We start from the raw sequence: 13982 nt of genomic DNA on the forward strand, positions 1-13982 counted from the left end.
CTGTAATCCCTTAACTCTTCATAATCCATGCCGCAAAAAGTCTCTAAACCTGTTGATTGGAAAAAGTGACAATCTAATTCTTGAAAAAATCAACTAGATCCAGACTGCAAAAAAAAGACCTCCGTCTCCGGAAGCCGATATTACCCTAGTTTAATTTTCTCAACATTTTCAATCGGTCTCTCCAGCCACTGAGATGCTATGGAGGAAAAAATTGTTCTGGACCCTGTCATGTAATATGAATGCTCCGGAAGCTCTTCCCTGTCAGCAAACATGTCGTTATGGCCGAGAATCGTACTTACCTCTCGGGCTGTTTCCTCGCCAGAACTGATCACCTTGACCTCAGGACCCATGACTTCCTTAATAAGCGGCTCGAGCAAAGGATAGTGGGTGCAGCCCAGGATCAATGTATCGAGTCCCTGCCCCAGTAATGGTTGCAGGGTTTCGGTGACCACTTTTTTTGCAACCCGTCCATCGTATTCACCGCTTTCTACAAGGGGCACAAATTTAGGGCAAGCAAGTGCCTCAATGGCAGTCTTACGGTTGATGGATTTCAGTGCATGCTCGTACGCTCGGCTTTTTACAGTGCCTTCCGTTCCGATAATGCCAATTTTATAATTGTCCGTTACCTTGATTGCTGTCCTCGCGCCAGGCTGGATGACACCTAACACAGGAATTGAGAGTTCATTCCGTATCTCCTCCAGGACCACCGCGGTCGCAGTGTTGCATGCAATGACAAGCATTTTAATATTCTTTTCCAGGAGAAAATGGGTCATTTGCCAGGTGAATCTTTTTACTTCCTCAACAGGGCGCGGCCCGTATGGACAACGGGCCGTATCTCCGACATAGATGATCTGTTCATATGGAAGCTGTCTCATGACTTCCTTGGCAACGGTTAGCCCGCCTACTCCTGAATCAATGATTCCGATTGGTCGATTCAAAAAACTCGCCTCATTCTCCACGCATTTCTTGATGTAATTTCCCTAAGCCCTCTTTAAGAGATAATATTTCCTCACCAGAAAAATCCTTCAATACCTCTTGAAGGTACAATTGGCGTTTCTTGATCACTTCATCGATGATCCTTTCACCTTCATCCAGCAGATGGATGCGAACAACACGTCTGTCATTAGGATCCTTTACTCTTACAACAAGTTCATTTTTCTCCATCCTGTCAACAAGATCCGTAGTGGTGCTGCATGCCAGGAACATTTTATTGGACAGTTCCCCGATAGTCATATCCCCATCTTCAAATAGCCATTGCAGGGCAATGAACTGGGGAGGAGTAATTGTGTAGTTGCTGAGGAGTTCACGTCCCTTCTGCTTTATGATGCCAGATATGTACCGCAGATCCTTTTCAATATCAGCAACCGTCTCCAGTCCCTGATTTTTTTCTACCCCTTCAAGATTCATCCGTAACAACTCCTAAAAATCTATTTCATTTATCCATAAAACTTGTTATCCAAGCAGAATTGATTTTTACTATTGTCCTTATTTTCTACTTTTTTCGAGCAAATTTCAAGACAGAATTCCGATTCGTGCCTGTTTTACCCCTTTAAACATCTTAACCGGCCCCCCATCGAGGTTGGCCGGTCTTGATTAAAGTTCTAGCTCTCCCATACGCAGGAGCTCTACAACAGCTTGGGAACGCCCCTTTACACCAAGCTTTTGCATGGCGTTTGAAATATGGTTCCGAACCGTTTTTTCGCTGATAAATAATTCACTAGCGATCTCTTTTGTTGTTTTGTCTTGTACTAACAGTTCGAAAACTTCTCTTTCGCGTTTAGTGAGTAATGGCTTGTGAGTATATTCATTTTCCTTCAAGTATTGTAACCCTCCTTGCCTTCGCCAGCTGTGAACTGCGGGGTGGGTATAAATTTAGTCAAAATATCATATGTGAAGGAAAGAATTGTAGTGACAATATTTAATGGACTTCATGCCAATTTTTATTAATTAACACAAAACTTAATTAACGACGGATTTCTTGCTTTCTGAAAACAAATTTCTCATATCCTCTGTCCAGGATACTCCCTTGCCTGTATTCTTGGAAATTTGAACGATCGTTCCCCTTCCAGTCAGGCATATCGAGCCGTCCGCTTTTTTGACCATATAGTGAAGATCCACTGAGGAATTTCCAATTAAATTGGCTTTTACATAGATTTTCAGGTCCTCATCAAAAAAGATCTGGCTTAAATAATCACACTGCAGATCGGCAACGACCGGAATCGTCTCATTCTCTGGTTTGACCCAATCCTGCATAAACCCCTGGCTCTTAAAATACTCAATCCTTGCCTGTTCGAAATATGTAAAAGGGACAGTGTTATTTAAATGCCCGAACATATCTGTTTCCGAAAACCGTACCTTCACCTGATAAAAGAATTCAAACTCCGCTTCCCAGCTTACAATTTCATTAATGTACTCAATCTTTTTCATGTTGAAACCTCCCGTAAAATGAATGAACATTCATTCTTTTCTTTATTATAAATATTTTTAGTCTTTTTGGGAACAAAAAAAGAGGGATTGGAAATTTCCAATCCCCCTTTAGATTCAGCTAGCCTTGTCATAACCACATGCTTTACCTTTTTTATCGTGCCCTAAATGCTTTCCGTTATCTACATGCTGCTTTTCTGGTCCGTTGCCATTTGAATCGGGACACTGCCTCTGCCCATTATTCAAATGAATTTGCACCATTACAGGATCATGGTCACTTGCCCGTCCATGCTCTTCCATATACAAGGAGTTGATATTGATGATATCAGCCTCTGTTTGATCAGCGAGATGATTAGATACAAGGATATGATCCAACACCTGTGAATTCCCCTGATAGTTGTAAGTGAACCTCTCGCCTTCTGGCAAAGTCTCAACCATGTTAGTCAATTGGCCGTTTTCAAGAACCTCAATTGGCTTGGAAAATTCGAAGTCATTCAAATCGCCCAGGACAACAACATTTGCCTTTGAATCTTCTGCATGTATACCTGCAATGAATTCATTTAGCAATTTTGCAATCTCAATTCTTTGTACCTCGCTATCAAGTACAGGTGGCTGGGTAACCCCGAATAAAGGATCATCTCCACCCTTTGAGTTAAAGTGATTCGCAATGACAATTACTTCCTGCCCTTTGAATACAAACTCTGCAGCCAATGGCTTTCTAGTATCTTCAAAAATAGGGTTCTGTGGATCAATTCTTCCTGGATTCAAGGTAAGATCCCCATTTTCATAATCTACAGCGTCCGTTGCTGTTCCTTTCGGAGCTTCTTTAAGCTGAACGCGTTCAGGATTAAATAAGTAGCCAACCCGGATGTTGCCTCCAGGCGCACCACCATCCTGGTTATATTCCGGAGCAATGTCTGTCCAGCTGTACACCGGTCCGCCTTGTGCGACAATTTCATCGATCAAAGTTTGATAGCTATGTGATGCGTCAGCAGATCCGCTCGCAGTCTGGCCATCATTATCCTGGACCTCTACAAGGCCAATAATATCGGGTGTTTTTAAATTATTGATAATTGAATCTGCAATTCTTGCTGTCTTTGCAGCACTCGTTTCAGCTGAAAAGTTTTCAATATTATAACTGGCGATAGTCAGTTTATTTTCTTTTTGTTCGAAAGCGACAATATCCTCGCTCAAGTCACTTTCAATTAAATCAGGAAGAGTTTCCTGGTCAACAAGGATTTTAAAATTTGAATAACCGTAGCTTACAACACCTGTAACCAGACCGTTAAAATAGTCACCTGCTTTTGCTACATAATCACGATCGATAACCAGGAACATTCTTTCAGGGTTAGAGCTTTCCTCAGTCAGCAGGATTCCGCCTTGCGGACTGTATACTTTCCCTTCCACCTTATTGGCGATGACCGGTACTTCGCCATACTTTTGAGGTCCAATTACCTGTGGGCTTTCTACTCCGATTCGCATTCCTTCAAGGCTTTCATAAAAATCGATGCCATCCTCCGCAGGATCAAATACACCAAATTGGTCATTATCGATTACCTGGGTTGGTGCCATGCGGTCTTGACCAATGACAACCGGTTCAGGAAGCTCGACGCCTGAAGCAAGTTTTGTCACTTCAGTGGCATTGATTTCAGTCATTGCAAGGTCAGTTTGCAGCTTTTCACTGTAACCATCGAGTACCCATTCCTTCACAAGGCCATCGACTTCAACTTGATCCCCTTCAGTAAGACCATGAGCCCTTTTATATACATAGATAGCTTCAGATGTATTGGGATTGCCATCCTCTTCAGGATCCTGCATGAAGAAAGCGTTATTTCCTTCAACTTTTGTGACAATACCAGCAACTTGAGCTACCTGCTGATCCTTATATGGAGAAGCATGGCCTTCACCCTGAATATCATGGATCTTCAAGCCAATTACTGCCGGTGGCTCTGGTTCACCAGGTTCACCTGGCTCTCCGCCGCTGCCGTCAGCAAACTGCATTGAAGTAGGAGATTTAAGGCCGGGAACAGTGAAATAGGCTTCAAGGGAACCTGTAACCCGTACCTTTTTGCCAACAATATCAGGATTAGTCTTTAAGCCAAATTCACTTCTATAAGTAGATTTAATTTGTACCGGCAATAATTTAGCAGGATCGGTTTCTCCAGCAGTATCAGCCAACAGAAAATTATAATCATCCCCAAATGGAGCTTCATAGTCATATGAATTAGTGCCCCTTGCATGCCCTACTATGTAACCCTCAACGGTACCAGTTCCACTATTATTCTCAATTGCCTGCTGGACAGTCATAACGGTTTCAGCGGATGCTTGACCAGAAAACGGTATCACATAGCTTACTAGTAAAATAACTGCTGTCAGCCAGGAAAAAGTTTTACGCTTTAGATTCCCCACATATATTCCTCCTCAAATTTTGTCGGAATTTATAGTCTTCCGTCAAGAGAAATATAACATGGTTAAATAAGCGTTTTCATGAAGCGAATGTAAGTTTTTTGTTAAATACTGAAAAATGAATCTATAGTATGAAAGCGTTTTCTAAAGAAGCAAACTTATTTACTAGACAAAAAGAAAGTAAGCCAGGACTATTGGTCCTGGCTCATTTTTCATAGTATTTTATTTTAAATGATCATCCGATGTCCTTTTTGCATAAATAATATATCGGTCGGGGGCATCACCTACATAGCTGAAAGGATAGCATGTTGTCAATACGAGCTCTTCTTCAGAATTCTGGAGTGTAATGATACTGGTATCATCTGCACTGACAATTTTCGTGCCGGTTATCTCGTATGTATAATCACCATAAGGCATTTTCATCGTCAGGTGATCACCCAACTCCAGGTCCCCCGCTTTTCGAAAAACTGTATCACGATGGCCTGAAAGGACGATTTGTCCGTTCTCCTCAGGGTAGAACGAGCCTTCATAGTGGCCAACCCCTTTTTCAAGGTCGTCAGCATCCGTTCCTTCCACTATTGCCAATTCCGCATTGATTTTTGGTATCAACAGCAAGCCAGAAGCTTCTCCTGTCTCAGGCTTGAATTCTTCCTTTTTAGCCTTCGGTTTATCTTCCTTGACCAATTCTTTTGCTGCTTCAAGGGAAATCTGCTCCTGTCGTTTAATGTCCCATAACTGAAACAATCCAATTCCCAGGATAACTACACCACTAACAACAATCCCAATCGCCAATATCTTTGTAAGTTTCATAAACCGCTCCCATTTATGCCTTTAGTAAAGTATACCAAGGGAACCCCCCTGTCAAAAAGTACTATTTTTGCTATGAAATGAAAAAACCTCCCTTTCCAAAAGAAAAGGAGGTTGCATGTTATACCTGATCGCTTCCGAAGAAGTTCTTAAATGCCTGCAGTGTTGTATCACGGTTCAAGGCTGCGATTGAAGTTGTCAATGGAATCCCTTTAGGGCAAGACTGGACGCAGTTCTGTGAGTTACCGCAGTTTGCAAGCCCGCCGTCTCCCATGATTGTTTCAAGACGCTCGCCTTTGTTCAAAGCACCTGTTGGGTGTGCATTGAAGAGACGAACCTGTGATAATGGCTGTGGCCCGATGAAGTCTGACTTGTCGTTTACGTTAGGGCAAGCCTCCAGGCAGACACCGCAAGTCATACATTTGGAAAGTTCATACGCCCACTGACGCTTTTTCTCTGGCATACGTGGACCAGGTCCAAGATCGTAAGTGCCATCGATTGGAACCCATGCTTTAACACGCTTCAAAGAATCGAACATGCGGCTTCGGTCAACCTGAAGGTCACGGACAACCGGGAATGTTCTCATCGGCTCAAGCCTGATTGGCTGCTCCAGCTGGTCAACCAGCGCAGAACATGACTGGCGAGGGCGGCCATTGATGACCATTGAACACGCACCACAAACCTCTTCAAGACAGTTCATATCCCAAGCAATTGGAGTCGTGGCTTCACCTTTTGAGTTCACAGGGTTACGTCGGATTTCCATCAGTGCCGAAATGACGTTCATATTTGGACGATAATCCAATACAAACGTTTCATCATAAGGGGCTGAATCAGGAGTATCCTGACGGCTGATTACAAAAGTAACAGTTTTATTCTCTGACATGCCTTATTACTCCCCCTTCTTCTTAGAGTAATCGCGCTTACGCGGTTGGATTAATGAAGTATCAACTTCTTCATAGTGGAAAGCTGGCGCAGAGTTTGCATCAACAAACTTCGCCATAGTTGTTTTCAAGAAGTCCTCATCATTACGATCTGGGAATTCTGGTTTATAGTGAGCCCCACGGCTTTCGTTACGGTTATATGCACCGATTGTGATAACACGTGCAAGCTGAAGCATGTTTTGAAGCTGGCGTGTGAACACAGCACCCTGGTTGCTCCATTTCGCCGTATCGTTGATATTGATATTCTTGTAACGCTCCATCAACTCAACAATCTTCTCGTCTGTTTTCAGAAGTCTATCATTGTAACGGACAACCGTTACATTATCAGTCATCCATTCGCCTAGCTCTTTGTGAAGGACATAGGCATTTTCAGTTCCATCTAATGACATGACATTGTCCCACTTCTCCTGCTCCATCTTGACAGCATCATCAAATAGTGCTGAAGAAATAGCATCTGAGCTCTTTTCAATACCGTTGATATAACGGATAGCATTTGGTCCAGCTACCATACCGCCATAGATTGCAGACAATAGTGAGTTAGCGCCAAGACGGTTCGCACCGTGCTGTGAATAATCAACCTCACCTGCAGCAAACAGGCCTGGAATATTTGTCATTTGATCATAGTCAACCCATAGTCCGCCCATAGAATAGTGAACTGCAGGGAATATCTTCATAGGAACTTTTCTTGGGTCATCACCCATGAATTTCTCATAGATTTCAATGATACCGCCAAGCTTGATATCAAGCTCTTTAGGATCCTTATGTGAAAGGTCAAGATAAACCATGTTCTCGCCGTTGATGCCAAGCTTTTGGCTTACGCACACATCGAAGATTTCACGTGTAGCGATGTCACGAGGAACAAGATTTCCATATGCGGGATACTTCTCTTCAAGGAAGTACCATGGCTTGCCATCCTTATAAGTCCAAACTCGTCCACCTTCACCGCGGGCAGATTCACTCATCAGGCGGAGTTTGTCATCTCCTGGGATTGCTGTTGGGTGAATCTGGATGAATTCACCGTTAGCGTAATATCCTCCCTGCTGGTAAACGATCGCAGCAGCTGAACCAGTATTGATAACTGAGTTCGTTGTCTTACCGAAAATGATACCAGGGCCACCAGTTGCCATGATGACGGCATCAGCAGCAAACGATTTGATTTCCATTGAAGTCAGGTTCTGTGCTACGACTCCGCGGCACACACCTTCTTCGTCCTTGATTATACCAAGGAATTCCCATCCTTCGTACTTTGTGACCAATCCAGCCACTTCATGGCGGCGTACCTGCTCATCCAAAGCGTATAGAAGCTGCTGCCCAGTTGTTGCACCAGCAAATGCTGTACGGTGGTGCTGAGTACCACCAAAGCGGCGGAAATCAAGCAAACCTTCCGGCGTACGGTTGAACATAACTCCCATACGGTCAAGAAGGTGGATGATGCCAGGCGCTGCTTCAGCCATAGCCTTAACCGGAGGCTGGTTGGCAAGGAAGTCACCGCCGTATACTGTATCATCAAAGTGCTCCCATGGAGAGTCACCTTCACCTTTAGTATTTACTGCACCGTTGATTCCGCCCTGTGCACATACAGAGTGGGAACGTTTTACCGGCACAAGAGAAAACAGTTCAACAGGCGTTCCTGTTTCTGCAACTTTTATTGTAGCCATTAAGCCAGCTAAACCGCCGCCGACTACGATCACCTTACCTTTACTCATCGTGACTCACTCCCTTAAATCCATGTCTGTCTTTCATATCCGATCAAAAGTAAATCTTTTTCAGCGTATAGTCCTAGAAAAGTTCTTATACGAATGCCAGGATTGCGCGGACACCTACGATGGAAAGCGCAATGAAAACTCCGATAGTGACGTAAGTGGAAATCACTTGTGAACGTGGTGTTACAGTGATTCCCCAGCTTACGAAGAATGACCATAATCCGTTCGCAAAGTGGAAAGTAGTTGAGATGACACCAATTAAATAAAACCAAAGCATGAATGGAGATGAAAGAATCGTCTCCATCATCTGGAAGTTAACGTCTGCACCAAATGCTGCAGCAATACGAGTTTCCCATACATGCCATGCCACGAAAATCAATGTGATGACACCAGACACACGCTGAAGCATGAACATCCAGTTCCTGAAATGGCTGTATTGGCCTATATTGTTTTTAGCCGTAAAAGCAATATAAAGACCGTAGATTGCATGGAATAATAATGGTAAGAAGATAATGAAAATTTCTAGAAAATACCTGAAAGGCAACTGCTCCATAAAATGTGCTGCGTTATTGAATGATTCTTCTCCCCCTGTAGCAAAATGGTTGACTACAAGGTGCTGCATAAGGAAAAGACCTACTGGAATGACACCCAGCAAAGAATGCAGCCTCCGCCAATAAAACTCTTGTCTACCTGCCATATGTATACCCCCCTTGAAATTTGGCCGTGATGTTCAGGATTGTCTCCCCATCCCTATTAACCTAACAGATTGATTCAACCCAACATCAAAAAAATAAGCATTTCTTACAATTATGTGACATGTTCATTTTACTCCCATCATAATAGAGCGTCAAGAAAACGGATACATAAAAATGCTTATATAAATAAAATTTTTAAAATATATTGATATTGTAAAAATACCACTTTCTAATTATTTCAACGCGTTAAAGAGTATATTAAAATAATACTATTGCCTATTGGACACAGCTGATTAAAATTTCCCGGCACAATAATTTTTGGTAACCAAAGTTTCGGGTATGGTATAAACATGGAAAAATTTTATAGAATTTCTTATGCCAAGCAAAATTTAACAACTTTTTAATTTAATGTTTTCGTGGCAAATTGTTTATAATAGAGTGATAGAAAGAGGGGGAGAACATGAGCGAAATAACTACTTCTGAGCAAAAAACTGATAGCGAGCCACTGGCTGTCCCTGCGTTTGGATACGATTTGATCAGGGAAGTCCTTCTGCCGGAATTGCTCGGCAAAGATACGCCAGAAATCCTATATTGGGCCGGAAAACGCCTTGCCCGAAAGTTTCCATTAGCAACCCTTGACGAAACCATCCGCTTTTTCCAGGATGCCGGCTGGGGCACACTTACCATCAAAGAAGAAGCCCGAAGAGAAATGGTGCTTGAACTTGGCAGCGAGCTAATTTCCTCCCGACTGAAAAATTACCAAAAAACCACATTCCAGCTAGAAGCAGGCTTCATCGCCCAACAAATGGAACAACAGAAAAAAGTAACAGCCGAAGCCTTCGAACACCCCAATAAAAAGTCATCAAAAATCCTGTTCACGATCAAATGGGATAAGAATGATTTGATAGAATGATGTAAAAAGAAACCTCTTTAACCGAAGATCAATTTTCATTTGATATCCTGGGTTACTGCGCCTGAATTTCTTCCTGGCGCAGTAACCTTTTATTATGTCCGAAATTTAGCAACCTATTTTTCATAGTAATAGCCTATTTGTATACAACTGAAACCGTAGAATTTGCCGTGTTACAGGCAAATATTCTTTTATTGTTCCCCGTTTCTTTCTCTTCACCCTAAACCGGGCACTTTCTTCCCTTTTATGTTCCCGGTTTCTCTCTCTTTACCCTAAACCGGGCACTTTCTTCCCTTTTATGTTCCCGGTTTCTCTCTCTTTACCCTAAACCGGGCACTTTTTTCCCTTTTATGTTCCCCGTTTCTCTCTCTTCACCATAAACCGGGCACTTTTTTCCCTTTTATGTTCCCCGTTTCTCTCTCTTCACTTTAAACCGGGCACTTTTTTCCCTTTTATGTTCCCCGTTTCTCTCTCTTCACTTTAAACCGGGCACTTTTTTCCGTCAGTTTCCGCTTTTCACTCTCACTGACACATATCGATGAAATTAGATGTTGTCCTCCATTTCATCCTGATTATGTCACAAGCAGCCCACACTCACCTTCTGCCAGCTTGTGAACAAAAAGCTTTCCTGGCGGCACACCAGGAAAGCTTTTACCATTCTCCCTTAATTCGTCTTAACAGCTTCGGAGTATAGCTCAAATGCTTCATGCAATGATTCTACTGCGTTTACCATTTGTTTTTCATCGACTACGGTAGAAACTTTGATTTCGGATGTGCTTACCATCTTCACCTGGATACCGTGTCCTTCAAGGACTTCAAACATTTTGGCAGCTACTCCTGGATTTGAAACCATTCCTGAACCTACAATCGACACCTTTGCAAGGCCGGTTTCTGATTCGACCGCTTGATAATTTAATGCTTCTTTATTGCGTTCCAATACGTCCAGTGCCTCCGGGAGGTCGTTGCTCTTGATGGAGAACGAAATATTGGCTAACCCTGCTTCAGTACGGCTTTGGACGATAATGTCGACATTGATGTGGTTCTGTGCAAGGGTTGTGAATATAGTAGAAAGTCCTTTTAGTGAAGTGCTTACTCCAAGAACTGATACTCTCGTGATTTGGTCTTCAAACGCTACTCCGCGTACGATTAGATTCTGTTCCATTTCATTCTCCTCCTCGATGATCGTGCCTCTTTCTTTTTCCATGCTGGATCTTACTTCAAGTGGCAATCCATAGTTTTTCGCAAATTCAACCGCCCGCGGATGGAGCACACCTGCCCCGAGATTTGCCAACTCCAACATTTCATCATATGAAACACTCAGCAGTTTCCTTGCGCTTTTCACATATCTTGGATCGGTCGTAAACACGCCAGTCACATCTGTGTAGATATCGCATTTATCCGCCTTCAACGCCGCCGCAAGTGCTACTGCTGTTGTATCTGACCCACCGCGGCCAAGAGTCGTGATTTCCCCGTCATCCGTAACACCCTGGAATCCGGCGACAATGACCACCTTGCCAGTTTCTAAGTCCTTGGCAATTCTGTCCGTTTCGATATCGACAATCCTGGCGTTTCCGTGGACAGCTTCTGTTTTGATTCCAGCCTGCCAGCCTGTATAGGAAACGGCATCGATGCCATTCTGCGCCAATGCCATTGAAAAAAGCGCAATCGTAATTTGTTCACCTGTTGTCAGCAGCATATCCATCTCTCTTTTAGATGGCGCGCTTGAAATATCATTCGCCATATCGACAAGGTGGTCCGTCGTTTTGCCCATTGCAGATACGACTACGACCACATTGTTGCCGTTCTGCAGTTCCTCCGCTGTCCTGCTTGCTGCGTTCCTGATCCTTTCGACGCTTCCCACTGATGTTCCACCGAATTTCTGTACAATCAATCCCATACGTTTCCCCTGCCTCTTTATTCTTATTTTGCCTCTAATAGAGTTTCATGGCTACGCCGCATATGTATTTTCCCCAAAGGCCTTCTACATATCTGTAAAAAAATTGCCCTTAAAAACAGAAAAAGCAATGGAAGTGGCTCCCATTGCTTGATAAACGTGTATATACGCTGCAACATGAGATAGCACTCCAAGATGGCAATCTTGACAATCCAGCGTTTATTTAACGAAGGACCAGCGAGAAAACCGATAGGCATTTCCCCACTTCGGCGAACATCCCCTTTCAAAGTCCATCAATGAATCCTACAATTCTCCTGACTTTTACTCTTGAAGTTCGCACCTCTATCTTCACTTTAATGCTCTAAAGTGATAGCTATATGAAATTTTTATCATTATAGCACACCTAAAAATAGAATGCTACATTAATTCTGTAATTTCTGATATAGTTCCTCCGCAACATTAGCTGGGAGTCCTGCAGCATTCAGCTCTTCCAAAGAGGCTTCCCTCATTTTTTTCACCGAGCCGAAATGCTTCAACAGAGCCTTCTTGCGCTTTTCGCCAATGCCCGGGATATCATCAAGCAGTGATTGAAACGCACTTTTGCCCCTTAACTGGCGATGGAAGGTAATCGCGAACCGGTGGACTTCATCCTGGATTCTTTGCAACAGGTAAAATTCCTGGCTGTTTCGCGGCAGTTCGATTACCTGCAGCGGGTTACCATACAGCAGCTGGGAGGTCCTGTGCTTGTCATCCTTGGCCAGGCCGGCAATTGGAATATCCAGCCCAAGTTCATTCTCAATCACATCACGTGCAGACTCGATATGACCTTTTCCGCCATCGATGATAATCAAATCTGGAAGCGGCAATCCCTCTTTCAGGACACGTGTATATCTACGCCTTACGACTTCCCTCATCGATTCATAGTCATCCGGTCCCTTGACGGATTTAATCTTGTATTTGCGATACTCTCTTTTTTCCGGCTTGCCGTCGATAAAGACAATCATCGCTGATACCGGATCTGTTCCTTGGATATTGGAGTTATCGAAAGACTCAATACGGTGAGGAGTGTAAATGCCCATTTGCTGGCCAAGATTTTCAACAGCCTTTATGGTCCGTTCCTCATCGCGCTCGATTAATGAAAATTTTTCTTTCAGGGCAATGCCCGCATTCTTTGAGGCCAGGTGGACAAGCTCCTTCTTCTTACCACGCTGCGGTTTTAGCACTTTCACTTCAAGCAGGCCCTCTGCTAGTTCAAGGTCGACGCCCTCAGGAACCAATACTTCCTTCGGCTTGAAATGCTCATTTTTTGAGTAAAATTGGCCCAGGTATGTGAGGATATCTTCTTCAGGTTCATTGTGGATCGGGAACATCGAAACCTCTCGTTCAATCAATTTTCCCTGACGGATAAAGAATACCTGAACACACATCCATCCCTTGTCGACAGCATAGCCAAACACATCCCGGTCGGTGAAGTCTGTCGTAGTCATCTTCTGCTTTTCCATTGTTGCCTCGATATGGGCAATCTTATCGCGAAATTCCTTCGCCCGCTCAAAATCCAGTTCCTCGGCAGCCGCAGCCATTTTTACCGTCAAATCTTCCTTGATTTCTTTATAGCCGCCGTTAAGGAAACGAGTGATCTCATCAGTCATACGCTTATACTCTTCCTTGCTTACGTCCTTGACACAGGGAGCAAGACACTGCCCCATATGATAATAAAGGCAGACACGGTCAGGCAGAGTAGAACACTTCCGGAGCGGATAAATCCTGTCCAGCAGCTTTTTCGTCTCATTCGCCGCCTGTACATTTGGATACGGCCCAAAATATTTGCCGCTGTCCTTCTTTACTTTTCTCGTAATGATCAGCTTTGGATGCCGTTCTGCAGTCAGCTTGATGAACGGATATGATTTATCATCCTTGAGCATGATATTATATTTTGGGTCATATTTCTTGATCAGGTTGATTTCAAGAAGCAGTGCTTCCATATCGGAGGAGGTGACGATATACTCAAAATCCTCGATTTCATTAACTAGACGCAGCGTTTTTCCGTCATGCGACCCTGTAAAATAAGAGCGCACCCTGTTCTTCAATACCTTCGCTTTCCCAACGTAAATAATGGTCCCTTGCCTGTCCTTCATTAAATAACAACCTGGCTGCGCAGGGAGAAGCGCTAGCTTATTTCTGATCTGCTCATTCATGCCGTTC

The 13982-nt window shown here is 43.5% G+C and carries 12 protein-coding genes and 1 riboswitch; of the genes, 1 reads left to right on the forward strand and 11 read right to left on the reverse strand.

Going from position 1 to position 13982, the window contains the following annotated elements:
* Window positions 1–140 precede the first annotated feature (140 nt).
* From racE to CD004_RS16670, 9 genes are all read right to left on the reverse strand, one after another.
* Window positions 141–938, reverse strand: a complete 798-nt coding sequence (gene racE / locus CD004_RS16630) for a glutamate racemase (protein ID WP_102263780.1) — start codon at window positions 936–938, stop codon at window positions 141–143.
* A gap of 10 nt (window positions 939–948) precedes the next feature.
* A complete protein-coding gene (locus CD004_RS16635) occupies window positions 949–1407 on the reverse strand; it encodes a MarR family winged helix-turn-helix transcriptional regulator (RefSeq protein WP_102263781.1) in 459 nt (152 codons plus the stop codon).
* Window positions 1408–1593: 186 nt separating this feature from the next.
* Window positions 1594–1818, reverse strand: coding sequence for a spore germination transcription factor GerE (gerE, locus tag CD004_RS16640; RefSeq protein WP_019154738.1), 225 nt, complete (start codon window positions 1816–1818; stop codon window positions 1594–1596).
* Between the two features lie 141 nt (window positions 1819–1959).
* On the reverse strand, window positions 1960–2427 hold the full coding sequence (locus CD004_RS16645) for an acyl-CoA thioesterase (RefSeq protein WP_102263782.1): 468 nt from the start codon (window positions 2425–2427) through the stop codon (window positions 1960–1962).
* 114 nt (window positions 2428–2541) lie between these two features.
* Window positions 2542–4833, reverse strand: coding sequence for a DUF6359 domain-containing protein (locus tag CD004_RS16650; protein WP_233434880.1), 2292 nt, complete (start codon window positions 4831–4833; stop codon window positions 2542–2544).
* A gap of 219 nt (window positions 4834–5052) precedes the next feature.
* The gene (locus CD004_RS16655; protein WP_102263783.1) at window positions 5053–5640 is read right to left on the reverse strand and encodes a class D sortase; all 588 of its coding nucleotides are present in this window, start codon (window positions 5638–5640) and stop codon (window positions 5053–5055) included.
* 118 nt (window positions 5641–5758) lie between these two features.
* Window positions 5759–6520 carry a succinate dehydrogenase iron-sulfur subunit gene (sdhB, locus tag CD004_RS16660; RefSeq protein ID WP_102263784.1) on the reverse strand — a complete coding sequence of 254 codons (762 nt, stop codon included), beginning with the start codon at window positions 6518–6520 and terminating at the stop codon, window positions 5759–5761.
* A 6-nt stretch (window positions 6521–6526) separates the two neighbouring features.
* Window positions 6527–8284, reverse strand: a complete 1758-nt coding sequence (gene sdhA, locus CD004_RS16665; RefSeq protein WP_102263785.1) for a succinate dehydrogenase flavoprotein subunit — start codon at window positions 8282–8284, stop codon at window positions 6527–6529.
* A gap of 85 nt (window positions 8285–8369) precedes the next feature.
* Window positions 8370–8978 carry a succinate dehydrogenase cytochrome b558 subunit gene (locus tag CD004_RS16670; RefSeq protein WP_102263786.1) on the reverse strand — a complete coding sequence of 203 codons (609 nt, stop codon included), beginning with the start codon at window positions 8976–8978 and terminating at the stop codon, window positions 8370–8372.
* A 458-nt stretch (window positions 8979–9436) separates the two neighbouring features.
* Between CD004_RS16670 and CD004_RS16675 the strand changes: the two genes are divergently transcribed.
* Window positions 9437–9889 (forward strand): YslB family protein, encoded by a 453-nt coding sequence (locus CD004_RS16675; protein ID WP_102263787.1) that lies wholly within the window; start codon window positions 9437–9439, stop codon window positions 9887–9889.
* A 661-nt stretch (window positions 9890–10550) separates the two neighbouring features.
* Here CD004_RS16675 and CD004_RS16680 read toward each other — a convergent pair.
* The gene (locus tag CD004_RS16680) at window positions 10551–11783 is read right to left on the reverse strand and encodes an aspartate kinase (protein WP_102263788.1); all 1233 of its coding nucleotides are present in this window, start codon (window positions 11781–11783) and stop codon (window positions 10551–10553) included.
* A gap of 172 nt (window positions 11784–11955) precedes the next feature.
* A riboswitch (Lysine riboswitch) is annotated at window positions 11956–12133 on the reverse strand.
* Window positions 12134–12202: 69 nt separating this feature from the next.
* Window positions 12203–13975 (reverse strand): excinuclease ABC subunit UvrC, encoded by a 1773-nt coding sequence (gene uvrC, locus CD004_RS16690; protein WP_102263790.1) that lies wholly within the window; start codon window positions 13973–13975, stop codon window positions 12203–12205.
* Window positions 13976–13982 lie beyond the last annotated feature (7 nt).

This window comes from Mesobacillus jeotgali (assembly GCF_002874535.1).
In the GTDB taxonomy this organism is placed as follows: Bacteria; Bacillota; Bacilli; order Bacillales; family Cytobacillaceae; genus Mesobacillus; species Mesobacillus jeotgali.